We start from the raw sequence: 16,204 nt of genomic DNA, 5'->3' as shown, positions 1-16,204 counted from the left end.
GGGTTCATCGAGCAGTGACCGGTTCGAGCACCTCGAGCCCGCCCAGGTAGGGGCGCAGACCCTCCGGCACGCGCACCGACCCGTCGGCGTTCTGGTGGTTCTCCAGGATCGCCACGATCCAGCGGGTCGTCCCAAGGGTGCCGTTCAGGGTGGCCACCGGGTGGGTGCCCCGCTCGCCGCGTTCGCGCACACCCAGGCGGCGGGCCTGGAAGGTCGTGCAGTTGGAGGTGGAGGTCAGCTCCAGGTATCGCTGCTGGCTCGGCAGCCACGCCTCGCAGTCAAACTTGCGGGCGGCACTGGAACCCAGGTCACCGGCGGCGGTGTCGATCACCCGGTAGGGCAGGTCCACGAGGGCAAGCATCTGCTCCTCCCAGCCGAGCAGACGCTGATGCTCGGCTTCGGCGTCCTCGACCCGGACGTAGGAGAACATCTCCACCTTGTGGAACTGGTGCACCCGGATGATGCCGCGAGTGTCCTTGCCATAGGAGCCGGCCTCGCGGCGGTAGCACGCCGACCAGCCGGCATACCGCTTGGGACCATCGCTCAGGTCGATGATCTCGCCCGCGTGGTACCCGGCGAGCGCCACCTCCGAAGTCCCCACCAGGTACAGGTCGTCGGCCTCCAACCGGTAGATCTCATCTGCGTGCGCGCCGAGGAACCCGGTACCGGCCATGATCTCGGGCTTGACCAGCGTCGGGGTGATCACCGGGGTGAACCCCGCTGCGAGAGCCGTGTCCATCGCAGCGTTCAGCAGCGCCAGCTCCAGTCGGGCGCCGATACCGGTGAGGTAATAGAACCGCGCACCGGAGACTTTCGCGCCACGTTCGGTGTCGATCCCGCCGAGGCCGTTCCCGATGTCGAGGTGGTCTGCCGGCTCGAAACCCTCAGCGGCGAAGTCCCGCGGCGTGCCCACTTCCTTCAGGACGACGTAATCGTCCTCACCACCGGAAGGGACGCCGTCGAGCACGAGGTTCGGCAACTGCGCGAGCAGCTCGTCCAGCTCACTCTGAGCAGCGCCCGCCTCCGCCTCGGCGGCCTTGACCTGCTCGGCGAGCGCCTTCGCCTTGGCGAGGATGTGCTCGCGTTCCTCCGGCGAGGCCTTCCCCACGGAGCGGGAGACCTCCTTCTGCTCGGCTCGCTGCTGCTCGAAGGCAGTCAGCAGCGCCCGACGGCGTTCGTCGGCTGCCAGCACCCGGTCCACCAGCTCGGGGTCCTCACCCCGGGCCCGCTGGCTGGCTCGGGCGACGTCCGGATCCTCACGCAGGCTCTTCAGGTCGATCACCCCCCGAGACTATCGGGGACGGGCTACCGTTCAGGTCATGACCTGGGAACAGACGGTGAGTCTGGTGGCGCTGGCAGTGGCGATCGCCGCCTTGGTGGTGGGACTGCTGGTGCTGAAGCGGATCCGGGAGCGGGGCGCCCGGGTCGAACCGCTGATCAGCCCCCCGGAACCGGACCGGGTGCCCTCGCAGGGCCCGCCGGCGTTCGTGGTGAACCCGGCGAAGGCCAACGATCCGGCGGGATTGCGCCGCATGGCGATCCAGATCGCCGAGGAGCTCGCACTACCGGAGCCGCTGTGGTTCGAGACCACACCGGAGGATCCGGGAGTCGGGCAGGCACGCGAGGCGTTGGCTGCCGGGGCATCGGTGGTGGTGGCTGCCGGCGGCGACGGCACGGTGCGTGCCGTGGCGACCGCGCTGGCGGGCTCGGACATCCCGATGGCGTTGCTGCCGATGGGCACTGGGAATCTGCTGGCCCGCAACCTTGATCTGCCGCTGGAGGGCACGGCGTCGCTGGTGCGGACTGCGCTCGGGGGCAGTGACCATCCGATCGACATCGGCTGGATCCGCCCGCGGCGGCTCGATCCTGCCGAGGATGAGGGCCCGGACCTGAGCACCGAGGAGGACGAGCACCTCTTCCTGGTGATGGCGGGCATCGGCTTCGACGCCGCCATGGTGGCGGGTGCCGATGACGAACTGAAGTCGAAGGTGGGCTGGTTCGCCTACTTCCTCGCCGGCGCTCGTCACCTGCACGGCCGCAAGCTGAAGTTGCGGATGCGCGTGGGCGAGGGGGAGGTGCGGCCCCTGAAGGTGCGCAGCCTGCTGTTCGCGAACTGCGGCCGGCTGCCCGGCGGGATCGTGCTGCTGCCCGATGCCGAGCTGAACGACGGATGGCTCGACGTGGCGGCACTGGACACCCGGGGTGGGGTGTTCGGCTGGGCTTCGCTGTTCGGGAAGGTGGTGGCGCAGGGGCTCGGCTTCCGCCGCGACCTGCCGGTCTCGGCCAGTTCGATCGAGTTCTGGCGCGGGCGGGAGGTGTCGGTCACGTGCGAACAGCCCGAGCACGTGCAGATCGACGGCGATCTCATCGGTGAGGCGACCGGCGTGACCGCACGCGTGCAGCCAGGCGGGTTGCGGGTGCGCACCCGCTGAACTCTGAGAGATCGCGAGACCTCTTACTGAACTCTCCGCTGGGCCCTCACCGTTCCTCCACACCCGCAACCGTAGGCTGATCGGCGATGACTACACACGAGTTGCCACCTGTGGTCCGTGCCGGCCAACGCGCACGAGCCGCAGCTGGCAACTCGATCCTGGCGGTCCTGGTCGGTGTGCTGATCGCCTGCGGGATCGCCGTCCCGGCCCATGCCGCCCCGCAGCCAGCCACCGCGTCCGCCGGGCCGGTCGTGGTGATCGGCGTCGGCGGGCTGGCATGGTCGGACATCGACCCTGCGACGACCCCCGCACTCGCGTCTCTCACCGAGCAGGCGGTGGGATCCCTGGTGGTCCGCAGCGTGCGGTCCTTCACCTGCCCGGCGGATGGCTGGCTCGCCCTGAGCACCGGCACGCGCGCCGCCGATCTCGAGGGGCCCGATAGTCAGGGGCAGTGCCGGTTCCTCCTGGAGCCCTCGGCCGGTCAGGTCCCTGGCTGGGAGGAGTACTCAGCCGAGCTGGCATCGCAGAACTTCCAGGCCGAGCCCGGGCTGTTCGGTGAGCTGCTGGCCGCCGGTGACGTCACCGCGGCGAGCATCGGGCCCGGGGCGGCGATCGCGGCGGCAGATTCCGCCGGCATCGTCACCGAGCACACCACCTTGACCGGCACCGACCTCACACGCTGGACCAGCGACACCCTCACTCGCGCCGATCTGCTGATGATCGACGCCGGGTCCCTGCGCACCGGCGAGGACGGCTTCACCCTCTCCACGAGCACGCAAACCTATCGTGAGGACCAGCTGCGGGTGATCGAGCGCCGGGTGGCCGACGTGCTCGAGGGCCTCCCAGGGACGCCGGCAGAGTCGGCAGAGCCCACGGTGCTGCTGGCGGGCCTGGCCGATGATGGCTACACGCCTGGCCTGCGCGTCCTTGCGCTGACCGGCCCCGGCGTGGAGCCCGGGCTGCTCACCTCCCCCTCCACCCGCCAGGATGGGTTCGTTCTCACCACCGATCTGCTGCCGACCCTGCTGCGGCTGCTGGACATCGAGGACGCCGGGCCGACCGGATCGGCCATCGGCGCCGTCACTCAGGTGCTACCCGATCCCGGATCCTCCGCAGAAGATCGCCGCGCCCAGCTGGAGGACAACGCCGTGCACGCCGGCGTCGTCCGCCCCATCGTGCCCGTGTTCTACGCCGGGCTGGTGGCCCTGAACCTGGTGCTCTTCGCCGTCGTGGCCCTGGCGCTGAAGCGCCCCGCTGCCGCGCGCCTGCGCGCCTGGACGGCCGACCATCTCGGCCGCCTCCCGGGCAGCCGCGCCCTGAGGCGAGTGCTGGCCCAACGCGAACCGGCCCTGCGGGTCCTGCGTGCCGTAGCCCTCGGGATCGCCAGTATTCCCGTGGCCTCGTACCTGACGAATCTGCTGCCCTGGTGGCGTGCCGGGACGCCGATGCTGGCGCTGCTCGGCATCACAGCGGCCATCGTCACGATCATCGTGACGGCGTCTCTAGCCGGGCCATGGCGTCGTCACCTCTTCGGGTCGGTCACCGTGGTCGCGGGCCTGACGGCGCTCGTGCTCGCTGTGGACGTCGCCACCGGAGCGACGCTGCAGCTCTCCGCCGTCATGGGAGTGCCCACGCTGGTGGCGGGGCGCTTCTACGGGATGAACAACACCACGTTCGCCCTGTTCACGACGGCGTCGCTGCTGGTGACCATCGCGGTCACCAACCCGCTGGTGCGGGCAGGCCGCCGGAGGCTGGCCGCGGGGGTCACCCTCGCCGTCGGGGCGGTCGTGGTGGTGCTCGACGGGGCGCCTGGCCTGGGCGCCGACTTCGGGGGCCCGCCTGCGCTGTTGCCGGCCTTCGCCGTACTGGCCCTGCTCGCCGCCGGGGTACGGCTGACGTGGCAGCGGGTGGTGATGGTGCTCGTCGGTGCGGCCGTGGCGACGATGGCTATCGCGTTCGTGGACTGGTTGCGCCCAGACCCGACGCACCTGGGCCGGTTCTTCCAGACCGTGCTCGACGGTGGGCTGTGGGATGTGGTGTGGCGCAAGCTCGACCAGAACATCTCCATCCTGTTCGGAAACCGGCCCCTGACGATCCTTGCCATCTGCGGAGTGCTCACGGTGCTACTCGTGCTGTCCCGGCCGATCCGGGTGGCGCTGACCTCACCGGGTGGCGGCGACTTCGCCTGGCTCTCCGGAGGCAACCCGATCTCGCTGATGGGACGTCAGGCGCCCATGCTGCGACCAGGGCTGATCGCCCTGGCGATCGCGCTCGGACTCGGCCTGGCCGTCAACGACTCCGGAATCGCGATCCCGGCGCTCGGGGTGGCGCACGGCGTGCCGCTGCTGATCGCGGCCTGCGCCACCTGGATGCTGGGGCTACGCGAAGCCCAGGTCAACGAGGACGCGACCTGCGCCGTCGGGAAGACTCCACCGCCCGCCTGAGCGAACGGGAGCGGCGCCCGGGCTCCTGTGGCGGGGCCGGCGTCTGTGGCCCCGATGGCGCTGGGTGGTCGCCGGTGCTGTCGCCGGTACGACCATCGCCCTGGTCGATCAGAGTCCCGTCAGTATCGGCCTGGTCGAGATCGGGCCCCGGCTCGGCCGCGTCGCGGGTGACCTTCTGCTTGTAGTGGCGGAACCGGCGGGCGGCGATGGCCATCGCCACATCGCGGTACTGGCCGGCGCGGTGCAGCTGCCCGGCCAGGTCGTTGCCGGTGGCGCGGTGCCGCAGGTCACATGGCACCTCGACCACGGCGAAGCCCTGCATCAGGACGTCCATCGTCATGCCGGTCTCGACCCCCCATCCGTGCGCGAGGGGCGTGGCGGCGTCGAACGCAGCGCGAGTCATGCAACGCTGCCCGGAGAGGGGCTGGCTGGGCGCCCATCCGGTGGCGCGCTGGATGGCGCGGCGCGCCAGACCCGTGACGATGCCGCGGCCCCCGGCACCGGACTGTTTCGGCAGGGTCGCGATCGACAGGTCGGCCCGGCCGGTGACCACCGGCGGCACGAGCGGTGCAGCGTTCACGGCGGTCGCGCCCAGGTCCGCGTCGACGAACAGCAGCAGCCGGGCAGGACCGTCTTCGATGTCACGCATGGCGACGACAGCGGCACCGGTCTCCATCGCTGACGCCTTGCCGCGGTTGTGCGAGTGGCGCACCACCACCGCACCGGCAGAGCGTGCGAGATGCTGCGTATCGTCCTCGCTGCCGTCGTCGACCACCAGCACCAGGTCGACGTACGGGATCGCCCGGACGGCACGCACGGTCGCGGCGATACGGGCAGCCTCGTCCTTGGCAGGGATGACAGCGGCGACCCGCTGATGATCGGGATCGGCTGGTGGCACCGGGATCGGACCGGTCTCAGGCGCACGGCGACGGATGATCCGTAGGGGATTGATCCCCTCGCCCGACACCCGGCTCACGCCCTCAGCCTAACGTCGTCAGCGAAGTGTGACTTGGCGCGACACGATACCCGCCCGGGCCCGCCGTTCTTCGGCGTTCAACGGGTCGGTCACGGCCAGCGCCTCGGCGAGTCTCGCCTCGAACTGCGGGGCCGGCTTCTCCAGTTCCTCCGCCTCGGTCCCCGGCTCGAGTTCCCACACCGGGACCACCAGTCCGCAGGAGCGGAACGCTCCGATGAACCGGGCACCATCGTCGACGGCGGAGTGGCGCTCGGCGTGCAGACGGGCCAGGGCATCGAGGAGCTGCTCCTCGTCCTCCGTGCGGGACCAGCGCAGGAACTCCCGCGCACCCATCCGGCACCAATACGCACCCTCGACGGAGGAGAGTTTGACGGTGGGCACGATCGCCCCGGCGAACTCCTCCAGCGCATCGTTCACCTCGGGGCTGGGATCACTGTCCGGTGGAAGGACGAAGTCGAAGGTCTCGTGCAGCGTCACCTCGAACGGGGCGTCGAGGTCGAGCACGTCCTGCAGGCGCGGCCCCGGACCCGGCAGATCGAGATGGGTGAGGCTCGTCCCGGGCTCGGAATCGAGTACCTGCAGCAATGCCGCGGCCACGTCCCGACTCGGATCACCGCTGGACGTGACGTTCTGGAGGGCGACGAGGATCTGGCCGTCCTCACGGTGCATCGCGGGCAGCAGACCCGGAAGCACGGTGACGACCGTGACATCGCGGGAGCCGTGCTCGGCGGTGGTACGGGCTGTCGCGCTGGCGGCTGGGACGACCTCGCGCATCGCCACCCAGTCGGCTTCGCCGGGAAGCCCCTCGAAGGATCGCCGTGGTGCGACGGCACCTCCCGCTGCCTTGGCCGCCTTGCGGGCAGCACGCCGTGCGGCGACCTTCTCGTTCACCGGGCCTTGCTTCTTGCGCTTTGCCATGGCTTCACCCTATCGAGACCGGCGCTGTGACGTTCGCATCGCTTCGAGGCTGCTTCCAGGCGGCGCGAGTGGCACGATGGCGTCATGCATTCCCGCGCTGGGCAGGTAGCCCTTCCTGAGGACCTGATCGACGTCGATGCCGTGGTCTCCGCCTACTACGACCGCACCCCGGACGTCGACGATCCCGCTCAGCAGGTGGTGTTCGGGACCTCGGGACACCGCGGGTCGAGCCTGGACTCGGCATTCAACGAGGCGCACATCGTCGCGATCACCCAGGCGATCGTGGAGTACCGGGCCTCTCAGGGCATCGACGGTCCGCTCTACCTGGGGCGGGACACGCATGCGCTGTCCGATCCGGCGCAGCGCACAGCGCTGGAGGTGCTGGCCGCCGCCGGTGTTGAGGTGCGCATCGACGCCCGCGACTCCTACACCCCCACCCCTGCGCTCTCGCACTCGATCCTGCGGCACAACGGTGCGGGTTCCAGCGAGGGGGTGCGCACACGCGGTCCGGGATTGGCCGACGGGATCGTGGTAACCCCCTCGCACAACCCCCCGCGAGACGGGGGCTTCAAATACAACCCGCCGCACGGTGGTCCGGCCGGGTCCGAGGCGACCTCAGCGATCGCGGCCCGCGCGAACGAGTTGCTGCGCAGCGGCGTCTCGTCGGTACCGCGGATGCCGTACGCACAGGCGCTCGATTCCCCGAACGTGCACAGGCACGACTATCTGCTGACGTACGTGGACGATCTGGAGGCAGTACTCGACCTCGATGCGATCCGGGAGGCCGGGGTGCGGATCGGGGCGGACCCGCTCGGCGGTGCCGCCGTCGAGTACTGGGCCGCGATCGCCGAACGCCACAATCTGGACCTGACCGTGGTGAACCCGCACGTGGATCCGCGCTGGTCGTTCATGACACTGGACTGGGACGGCAAGATCCGGATGGACTGCTCCTCTCCTTCGGCGATGACCTCGCTGGTGCAGAAGATGCGGGGAGAAGGTGGCGCACCACCGTTCGACATCGCCACCGGCAACGACGCCGATGCCGACCGGCACGGGATCGTGACCGGCGACGGTGGGCTCATGAACCCCAACCACTACCTGGCTGTGGCGATCGATTACCTGTTCCGGAATCGCCCCGAATGGGCTGCAGACGCGGGTGTCGGCAAGACGCTGGTCTCCTCTGCCCTGATCGACCGGGTGGTGGGCGCCACGGGGCGACGACTGGTGGAGGTGCCGGTCGGGTTCAAGCACTTCGTGCCGGGGCTGTTGCAGGGCTCGCTCGGCTTCGGCGGCGAGGAATCCGCTGGCGCCTCGTTCCTGCGCCGGGACGGGTCGGTGTGGACCACGGACAAGGACGGCATCTTGTTGTCGCTGCTCGCGGCGGAGATCCTCGCGGTGACCGGCCGCTCCCCCAGTCAGCTGCACGAGGAGCAGGTGGCCGAGTTCGGGGAGAGCTGGTACGCCCGGGTGGACGCACCGGCCTCCCGGGAGGAGAAGACCAAGCTCGCGGCTTTGTCGGCCGAGGACGTCACCAGCACCGAACTCGCTGGACAGCCGATCACGGCCTCGCTCGTGGAGGCGCCGGGCAATGGCGCTGCCATCGGGGGGTTGAAGGTGACCACCGCTGATGCCTGGTTCGCGGCTCGCCCCTCCGGCACCGAGGACGTGTACAAGATCTACGCCGAGTCCTTCGTCTCGGCCGAGCACCTCGAGCAGGTGCAGTCGGCAGCCAAGGACGTGGTCTCGGCCGCGCTGGGCGAGTAGGTCTGTACAGAACTGACGGCGCTCAGCGGGTCCGTGCCATATGGGCGGTGTCAAGTGGTGAGTGCACTGGTGATGAGTTGGTCGAGTTTCTCTGCCGGTGTCATCCCGTCGAGGGTCGCGCGGGGTCGGATGTTGAGGAGGTCCTGGGCGGTGTGGATGTCGGCGTCAAAGACGGTGCGGAAGTTGATGCCTTTGGGGAAGAACTCCCGGATCAGGCCGTTCGTGTTCTCGTTGGTGCCACGCTGCCATGGTGAGTGCGGGTCGCAGAAGTAGACCGCCATGTTGGTGGCTATCGTGAAGTCGCGGTGTCGAGCGAGTTCATCGCCTTGGTCCCAGGTCAGGCTCTTACGCAGGGCTTGCGGTAGTGAGCTCATCATCGCGACGAGTTCTGCGGTGACGGTTCCGGTGAGGTGATCGGCAGGAAGACGCCGGATCAAGGTGAAGCGTGAAGCACGTTCGACCAGGGTGATGATCGCGGACTGGTTCTTGGCCCCGAGCACGAGATCACCCTCCCAATGCCCGGGAACGGCCCGGTCGGCCGCCTCAGCGGGTCGGGTCGAGATATGACAGCCCTCCACCCAACTGCGGGTGCGGCCCGTGGTGAGCCGTGATCGCGGGATCCGCGTCGTCCGGCCGGTTCGTAGGGCCTTCTCGCGCCGGATCTCCTCGCGCAGACTGCCGCGCCCCTGCACATACAGTGCTTGATAGATCGTCTCGTGTGACACTCGCATGTCCTCACGGTCGAGGTAGTGGCGCCGCAGGTGCAAAACTACCTGTCCCGGGGAGAAGTGCTTATTCAAGCACTCCACCACGACCCGGCGCAGGTGGGTGTTCTGCTCCAGCTTCGCCATCTTGGGGCGCCGCTTGAGCCGATCCGCCCCCACCTGGGCGCGGCGGGCGAAATAGTGCCCGCCAGCGGTTCGATGCTTGTTGATCTCGCGAGTGATCGTCGAGGCCGAGCAGCCCACCAGCCCAGCGATCTGGGCATGAGTCTTGCCCTGGGCCCGATACACCTCGATCAGCGTTCGATGGTAGATATCCAACCGGCGTCCATGACCTGTGTGCACCACCGGCCGAGTCTGCCAGCCATCAGCGAACTCGACCCGAGGGCGAGCCCCGCCCCCGTGACGGCCCGAGCGGAACCGGTACCCATACTCGGCCACCCAATCCCTGAGAGTTTCCTTGTTGAACCCCATCCGTCGTGCCACCGACGCCAACGCCTCACCATCCTCGACCCTGGACAGCGCCTCAACCCTGAACTCCCACGACAACACCCGAACCACAGCAACCCCATCCACACGACCAGCACAGTGCACTCATCGTCTGACACCGCCTATGTGGCACAGCGACGCTGAGGGCCGTCAGTTGTGTACACGGCTTGCCTAGTCCCGACTGGTGGGCGACTTGTCCGTCGATTCCTGCCAGCGGCCAGTGACGAACCGGCCGCCGTACTCGGCGGTCACATGCTCGACGCGCGCGAGCACCATTCGCTTGCCGATCTCGGACAGGTGCACCTCGTGGATGGGGAGCACCGTGCTGGCCCGTACCTGCGCCACGAAGTCCAGTACTTCGCCGAGCTTCAACCAGGGGCCGCTCACCGGCACGGCCAGCACCCGCACCGGCGCCTCCGGCAGGTCGAAGGAGTCGCCCGGGTGGTAGAGCGTGCCGTCCACGAGCACGCCGACGTTGTCGACCACCGGCAGATCCCGGTGCACCACCGCGTGGCGACCGCCCGTGAACGCGAGCGCCACCGTGCCGATGGTCACGGCAGTGCCAGGCCGCACCGCCTCCACCGGTAGTCCTTCGGCTTGCCACGTGGCAGCGAGATCCGGGGGTGCGAGCAGCACCGCCTGCGGACTTTCGTGATGCACGCGGCGAGCGACCTCAAGATCGGCATGATCGGCGTGGGAATGGGTCAGCACGAGCGCATCGACCCCAGCGAGTGAGGGCACGTGCGAGTAGCTCCCAGGGTCGATGAGTACCCGCATGCCCCGGCTGGTCACATCCAGGCAGGCGTGGCCACGGTGCACGATCTCCATACCGCCGAGCGTAGGCCGCGGGTTGATGCTCCGCGAGTGCCCGCCGGCACAGAACTAACGGCACCCAGCGGGTCCGTGCCATATGTGGCACAGCGACGCTGAGGGCCGTCGGCTTGGTCCGAATTTCCGGTGTGCCCCAACCTGGGTACATGCCAGGCTGACCTCCATGAGCCTGCCGACCGACCCGATCGTCGAGACCGATGCGACCACCGCCGAGGCCTACACCGCCAACCGCGCCAACTGGGACGACCGCGCGAACGTCCATGCCGCGAGTAACGCCTACGACCTGGACGGCTTCGCCGCTGACCCGACCCGTATCTCCTCGGTGATCCGAGAGGACATGGGCCTGCTCGCCCCGCACCTCGGGGAGCGGGCCGATCGACCGGACCAACTCCTGGACGGCCTCGACGTCTGCCACCTGCAGTGCCACATCGGCACCGACACTCTCTCTATGGCCCGGCTCGGGGCTCGCGTGACCGGCGTGGACCTGTCCCCGGTGTCCCTCGGGCACGCGCGCGAGCTGGCCGACCGGTGCGGGCTGGAGGCCCGCTGGGTGGAGAGCGAGGTGACGCAGGCGGGTTCCGCCGTCGGAGAGACGTTCGATCACGTGCACACCTCGATCGGGACGATTTGCTGGGTGCAAGACCTCCGTGCCTGGGCGCGCGCGATTGCCGCGTTGCTGCGCCCGGGTGGCACGTTCTTCTTCCGGGACCAGCACCCGATGCTGGCCACGATGGACGATCTGGTTACCGACGACGTCCGTGTGGGGAACCGGTACTGGTCACTGCCCGAGGGCCGGGCATTCACGTACGACGACGGCGCCACCTACGTGGATGGCGATCACGACCAGATCACCTCTACCCGCAACTTCGAGTGGCCACATCCGGTGTCAGAGACGCTGCAGGCGCTGCTGGATGCGGGTCTGCAGCTGGTCGCAGTCGGTGAGCACGACACGTTGCCGTGGCAGGCGCTGCCGGTGATGGTGCAAGACGGCGACGCGTTCGTGCTCCCGCAGCCGTGGCGCGAGCGGGTACCGATGACCCTCTCGATCGTGGCGCGCAAGCCGGCACTCTGATCGCAGCGGCCGGCGAAACTCTACGGCCCATCGAGCTCCAACACGGCCAGGAAGGCTCTCGTGGCCACCGCTGGATTGAACTCGCTCCAGACGAGGTGCTCGACCCTGCTCGGACCGTCCGCGACGGTGAGAACGCGAATGCCGGGATCGATGCGCACGATCGGTGCGGGCAGAAAGGCGACCGCGAGCCCCTGACTCACGATCTGCACCATCAGCTCAGCCGAGGAGACCTCATAGGCGACATCCCGCTCCAGTTTCGCAGCCGCGAAGGCCTCATCGCTCTGGCTGCGGCCCGGGCTGCCGGCGGGAAAGTCGGCGAACGGTGACGTGGCGAGGTCATGAAGGGTGGCGGTGCCCTGGTCGGCATAGGGATGGCCGGCCGGAACGACGGCGACCAGGTCCTGGCGGGCCAGCTCACGCGCCGACACCCCGCGGGGACGGTCGTTCACCGGTAGGCCGAGGAAGGCGATGTCGAGGTCCCCGGCGGCTACGGCGGCGGCCATCTCGTGGCTGGCTCCCACGCGCAGGCTCACTCGCACCCGCGGGTGCAGGCCACGGAATCGCTGCAAGGTCGCCGGAATGTCGACAGCAGCGACAGTGGGGATGATGCCGATTGCCAGCCGCCCGCGCACCTCGCCGACTGCCGCAGCCGCCTCGGTTGCCGCGTGTTCGGCCTCGGCCAGGCAGCGCCGTGCAGCGGGCAGGAAGGCCTCACCTGCAGGAGTGAGTTCCACGCGACGGCTACTGCGCGCGAACAGTGGCACGCCCAGTTCCCGTTCGAGCGCTTTGACCTGGTGACTCAGGGCCGACTGCGCCACGTAACACTGAGCTGCGGCCCGGGTGAAGTTGCGGGTCTCAGCCACGGCGAGGACATACCTGATCTGGCGGAACTCCATCGATTCATCGTGCTACACGATTGATGTCATCGCAACGATGTATTGGACATATCGATTGGGCCGGACCGAGACTTCCCGCATGACCACTGACGCAGCTCGCGCACCAGGTGAAACGCCTCGGCCCCCGACGAGAGCCCCGCTGCGGATCTCCACGGCGGCGCTGATCGCCGCGACCGCGCTCGCACCTGCCGCATGGGGCACCACCTACGCGGTGACCACGGAGTTGCTCCCACCCGACCACCCGATCTTCGCAGCACTGATGCGAGCGCTTCCCGGCGGGCTGGTCTTGATACTGCTCACCCGCACCCTTCCCCGCGGTCAATGGTGGTGGAAGGCAGGTGTTCTGGGGGCCCTGAACATCGGTGCCTTTCTCCCGCTGCTCTTCGTTGCGGCCGAGCGTCTTCCGGGTGGTGTCGCCGCAACACTCGGTGCCGTCCAACCGCTGATCGTGGCTGGGTTGGCCGTGGCCGTGCTCCGTGAACCCCCCTCGTTCTGGCGGATCGGCTGGGGCGGCGCGGGCATCGTCGGGGTCGGGCTCGTCGCCCTCGGACCGGCCGCCGCCCTCGATGGGGCCGGTATCGCTGCAGGGCTCATGGCGGCCGGTTGCATGGCCCTCGGCGTGGCGTTGACCAAGCATTGGGGCCGCCCCGAGAACGTGGGTCCACTGGCCTTCACTGGCTGGCAACTCACTGCGGGCGGGCTCATCCTGCTGCCGCTGACGATTCTGGTCGACGGACTACCGCCCGTCATCGACGCCCCTGCCATCGGTGGATACCTGTGGCTGGGCAGCGTCGGTGGTTTCATCGCCTACGCCCTCTGGATCCGCGGCATCGGACGGTTGCCCGTGACCGCGATCGCGTTGCTGGGCCTGCTCTCCCCGCTGGTCGCGGCGCTCATCGGAGCGCTCGCGCTCAGCGAGGCCTTCACGCCGGCCCAGCTCGCCGGCTTCATCCTCGCTCTGGCGGCTCTCGTTGCCGGTCAGCTCAACCCCATCGGAAGCGACCACCAGCATCGGCACCCTCGCCACCGGGATGAGTGGAGCCAGCATGTCACGCTGGATGTATGCCCAACCGCCTCAGCCAGGCCACCAGCCCCTACCTGCTCCAGCACGCAGACAACCCCGTGCACTGGCACGAATGGGGTGAGGCGGCATTCGCCGAGGCGAAGCAGCGCGAGGTGCCCATCCTCCTCTCCGTCGGATACGCCGCCTGCCACTGGTGCCATGTGATGGCCCACGAGTCCTTCGAGGACGAGCAGGTCGCGGCCGTGATGAACGAGCACTTCGTTCCCGTGAAGGTGGACCGGGAGGAGCGCCCGGACGTCGACGCGGTGTACATGCAGGCCACGCAGGCGATGACCGGTCAGGGCGGGTGGCCGATGACCTGCCTCCTCACCCCCGCCGGTGAGCCGTTCTACTGCGGCACCTACTTCCCGCGCACGCAGTTCCTCAGTCTGCTGCAGGCGATCAGCGAGGTGTGGTCCGAGCGGCGCGAGGAGATCCTCACCGGAGCCGAGCAGATCACCCGCCGGCTGCGGGAAGCCACCGAGGCCGCCACCGATCCCGGCAACCCCAACGATCCCGGCGCCCCGCGCGCCCAGGTGCCGGACGAGACCATGCTGGCCTCCGCCGTCGGGCGCCTGGCTGCTCATGCCGACACCCGCCACGGCGGGTTCGGTTCCTCCCCGAAGTTCCCGCCGTCGATGACGCTCGAGCACCTCCTGCGCCACCACGCCCGCACGGGCAGCGAGGCGGCGCTGGAGCTGGTCAACCGGACGTGCACAGCGATGGCCCACGGCGGGATCTACGACCAGCTCGCCGGCGGGTTCGCCCGCTACAGCGTGGACGCGGCCTGGGTGGTGCCGCACTTCGAGAAGATGCTCTACGACAATGCGCTGCTGCTGCGGGTCTACCTGCACTGGTACCAAACCACCGGCGACCCGCTCGCCCGCCGCGTGGTAGGTGAGACGGCCGAGTTCCTCCTGCGGGAGATGCGCACCCCCGAGGGCGCCTTCGCCGCCTCCCTCGATGCCGATACAGACGGCGTCGAGGGCCTGACGTATGTGTGGACCCCGGCGCAGCTGGCCGAGGTTCTCGGAGCCGCCGACGGCGCTCGTGCCGCCGAGTTGCTGGGAGTCACCGAGTCAGGGACGTTCGAGGGCGGCGCGTCCACGCTGCAGATGATGGCCGAGCCACCTCCCGAGTGGCCGGCGTGGCGGGAAGCCTTGCTGACGGCGAGGGCCCGGCGCCCGCAGCCGGCGAGGGACGACAAGGTGGTCACCTCGTGGAACGGGCTGGTGATCGCGGCACTGGCCGAGGCAGGGGCGCTGCTGGAGGAGCCGGAGTGGGTGGAGGCGGCGACCGCGTGCGCCGAGCTGCTGCTCGCTGCGCACACTCAGCACCCCACGACGGCGCAGGGCCAGGTCCGCGTGCTCCGAGCCTCCCGCGAGGGTCGCCCAGGCGAACCGGCCGGGGTGGCCGACGACTACGGCAATCTCGCCGAGGGGTTGCTCGCCCTGCATCAGGCGACCGGGCAGATGCAGTGGCTGAATGCGGCTGGGGAGATCCTGAGCTCCGCCGTCGACCAGTTCTCCGCCCCGGGCGGGGGTTTCTACGACACCGCGACCGACGCCGAGCGCCTGGTGCTGCGACTACAAGGGGTGACCGACAACGCCGAACCGTGCGGGACGTCGTCGTTGGCGGGGGCGTTGCTGACGTACTCGGCGCTGACCGGGACGCGACGGGAGGAGGCAGAACGGGCACTGGCTACCGGGGCGCGGACGGTCAGCGCTGATCCTCGGTTCGCGGGCTGGTTCCTCGCGGTCGCCGAGGCGGCCGTCGCCGGTCCGCTGCAGGTGGCCGTGGTCGGCGAGGATGCCAGCGCGCGCGAGATGCTCGCCGTCGCGCGGGCTGCGACAAGTCCGGGCCTGGTGCTCGCAGCGGGCCCTGACACCACCCACCCGCTGCTCGAAGGACGCGGCCTCGTGGGCGGCCGGTCCGCGGCCTATGTGTGCCGCGGCTTCACCTGCGACCTGCCAGTGACGTCTGTGGCGGATCTGCGCCGACAGCTCGCCGGCGGCCCGAACTGAAATCGCTCGTCGATCTGGCGGTTCGACCCGTTCGGTCGGCAGCCAGATCGACGAGCGATTCTCGCGGGTGGGGGTCAGCCCTCCTGGTTGGTGAGCGTGAAGCCGGTGCCCTCGGCGCTCTGATTGGCGTCGAGCTGCTGCGTGTCGAGCAGTTCCGAGGTCTCGGTGGCGACGAAGACGCGGGCACCGTCCTCCTCGATCACCTGGTCCTCGTTCTGCGGCTCCGGGACCAGCGACAGCTGGAGCTCGGTGCCACTTTCGGCCATCGCGATCCGGACGCCACCCTCGGCCGGGAGCCCGGCCTGCTCGGTGATCGACTTGATCGCGGTCTGGGCGTTCTCGGTCAGGGTGAGCATGATGCTCCCTCTCGTTCCTTCGGCATAGACGCTGACGAGCAGTACGTGCTCACTACACGCGTGGCGCCTGGGGACCACTCCACCGAAACACCCTCGGGGTGCTGCCCGCAACCGGTCCGTCCGGTCTGCAAGATCGTTGGGCTCACATGATGGACGCTATGCCGGTGCGGATGGAACCGGGCGGGCCGCCTGCTCCCCTCCGTCTGCCGGACACGTG

General features: G+C 69.2%; 12 protein-coding genes and 1 pseudogene. 6 read left to right on the top strand and 7 right to left on the bottom strand.

The window, feature by feature from the left end:
• Positions 1-4 precede the first annotated feature (4 nt).
• The gene (gene serS, locus IM660_RS02540; RefSeq protein WP_193497872.1) at positions 5-1,282 is read right to left on the bottom strand and encodes a serine--tRNA ligase; all 1,278 of its coding nucleotides are present in this window, start codon (positions 1,280-1,282) and stop codon (positions 5-7) included.
• Between the two features lie 37 nt (positions 1,283-1,319).
• Here serS and IM660_RS02535 point away from each other — a divergent pair, with 37 nt between their 5' ends.
• Together IM660_RS02535 and IM660_RS02530 are read left to right on the top strand one after the other, a co-directional pair.
• A complete protein-coding gene (locus IM660_RS02535; protein ID WP_193497871.1) occupies positions 1,320-2,432 on the top strand; it encodes a diacylglycerol/lipid kinase family protein in 1,113 nt (370 codons plus the stop codon).
• 86 nt (positions 2,433-2,518) lie between these two features.
• Positions 2,519-4,876 carry a hypothetical protein gene (locus tag IM660_RS02530; protein ID WP_193497870.1) on the top strand — a complete coding sequence of 786 codons (2,358 nt, stop codon included), beginning with the start codon at positions 2,519-2,521 and terminating at the stop codon, positions 4,874-4,876.
• Between the two features lie 151 nt (positions 4,877-5,027).
• Here IM660_RS02530 and IM660_RS02525 read toward each other — a convergent pair.
• Together IM660_RS02525 and IM660_RS02520 are read right to left on the bottom strand one after the other, a co-directional pair.
• Positions 5,028-5,810, bottom strand: a pseudogene (locus IM660_RS02525) (glycosyltransferase family 2 protein); the annotation flags it as partial.
• A gap of 60 nt (positions 5,811-5,870) precedes the next feature.
• Entirely contained in the window at positions 5,871-6,770 is a 900-nt protein-coding gene (locus IM660_RS02520) for a DUF5926 family protein (RefSeq protein WP_193497869.1), read from the bottom strand.
• An 84-nt stretch (positions 6,771-6,854) separates the two neighbouring features.
• Between IM660_RS02520 and pgm the strand changes: the two genes are divergently transcribed.
• Entirely contained in the window at positions 6,855-8,534 is a 1,680-nt protein-coding gene (gene pgm / locus IM660_RS02515; RefSeq protein ID WP_193497868.1) for a phosphoglucomutase (alpha-D-glucose-1,6-bisphosphate-dependent), read from the top strand.
• A 50-nt stretch (positions 8,535-8,584) separates the two neighbouring features.
• On the opposite strand, the gene IM660_RS02510 is transcribed toward pgm, so the two are convergent.
• Positions 8,585-9,808 carry an IS30 family transposase gene (locus tag IM660_RS02510; protein ID WP_425503877.1) on the bottom strand — a complete coding sequence of 408 codons (1,224 nt, stop codon included), beginning with the start codon at positions 9,806-9,808 and terminating at the stop codon, positions 8,585-8,587.
• Between the two features lie 108 nt (positions 9,809-9,916).
• Positions 9,917-10,573, bottom strand: a complete 657-nt coding sequence (locus IM660_RS02505) for an MBL fold metallo-hydrolase (protein ID WP_193497866.1) — start codon at positions 10,571-10,573, stop codon at positions 9,917-9,919.
• 166 nt (positions 10,574-10,739) lie between these two features.
• Here IM660_RS02505 and IM660_RS02500 point away from each other — a divergent pair, with 166 nt between their 5' ends.
• A complete protein-coding gene (locus tag IM660_RS02500; RefSeq protein WP_193497865.1) occupies positions 10,740-11,648 on the top strand; it encodes a class I SAM-dependent methyltransferase in 909 nt (302 codons plus the stop codon).
• 20 nt (positions 11,649-11,668) lie between these two features.
• Here the strand turns inward: IM660_RS02500 and IM660_RS02495 are convergent, their stop codons facing one another.
• Positions 11,669-12,544 carry a LysR family transcriptional regulator gene (locus IM660_RS02495; RefSeq protein WP_193497864.1) on the bottom strand — a complete coding sequence of 292 codons (876 nt, stop codon included), beginning with the start codon at positions 12,542-12,544 and terminating at the stop codon, positions 11,669-11,671.
• Between the two features lie 79 nt (positions 12,545-12,623).
• Between IM660_RS02495 and IM660_RS02490 the strand changes: the two genes are divergently transcribed.
• Positions 12,624-13,772, top strand: coding sequence for an EamA family transporter (locus IM660_RS02490; RefSeq protein ID WP_246465096.1), 1,149 nt, complete (start codon positions 12,624-12,626; stop codon positions 13,770-13,772).
• Positions 13,667-15,631 (top strand): thioredoxin domain-containing protein, encoded by a 1,965-nt coding sequence (locus tag IM660_RS02485; RefSeq protein ID WP_246465251.1) that lies wholly within the window; start codon positions 13,667-13,669, stop codon positions 15,629-15,631. Before IM660_RS02490 ends, IM660_RS02485 begins: the two co-directional genes overlap by 106 nt.
• 74 nt (positions 15,632-15,705) lie before the next feature.
• Here the strand turns inward: IM660_RS02485 and IM660_RS02480 are convergent, their stop codons facing one another.
• Positions 15,706-15,987, bottom strand: coding sequence for a HesB/IscA family protein (locus tag IM660_RS02480; protein ID WP_193497862.1), 282 nt, complete (start codon positions 15,985-15,987; stop codon positions 15,706-15,708).
• Positions 15,988-16,204: the final 217 nt, after the last annotated feature.

This window comes from Ruania alkalisoli (assembly GCF_014960965.1).
Classification (GTDB): Bacteria; Actinomycetota; Actinomycetes; order Actinomycetales; family Beutenbergiaceae; genus Ruania; species Ruania alkalisoli.
This window is presented reverse-complemented; position numbering and strand designations above follow the sequence as displayed.

Coding starts and splice junctions, on each gene's coding strand:
- IM660_RS02535 (WP_193497871.1), top strand. CDS start 1,320: ATGACCTGGGAACAGACGGTGAGTCTGGTGGCGCTGGCAGTGGCGATC.
- IM660_RS02530 (WP_193497870.1), top strand. CDS start 2,519: ATGACTACACACGAGTTGCCACCTGTGGTCCGTGCCGGCCAACGCGCA.
- IM660_RS02520 (WP_193497869.1), bottom strand. CDS start 6,770: ATGGCAAAGCGCAAGAAGCAAGGCCCGGTGAACGAGAAGGTCGCCGCA.
- pgm (WP_193497868.1), top strand. CDS start 6,855: ATGCATTCCCGCGCTGGGCAGGTAGCCCTTCCTGAGGACCTGATCGAC.
- IM660_RS02505 (WP_193497866.1), bottom strand. CDS start 10,573: ATGGAGATCGTGCACCGTGGCCACGCCTGCCTGGATGTGACCAGCCGG.
- IM660_RS02500 (WP_193497865.1), top strand. CDS start 10,740: ATGAGCCTGCCGACCGACCCGATCGTCGAGACCGATGCGACCACCGCC.
- IM660_RS02495 (WP_193497864.1), bottom strand. CDS start 12,544: ATGGAGTTCCGCCAGATCAGGTATGTCCTCGCCGTGGCTGAGACCCGC.
- IM660_RS02490 (WP_246465096.1), top strand. CDS start 12,624: ATGACCACTGACGCAGCTCGCGCACCAGGTGAAACGCCTCGGCCCCCG.
- IM660_RS02480 (WP_193497862.1), bottom strand. CDS start 15,987: ATGCTCACCCTGACCGAGAACGCCCAGACCGCGATCAAGTCGATCACC.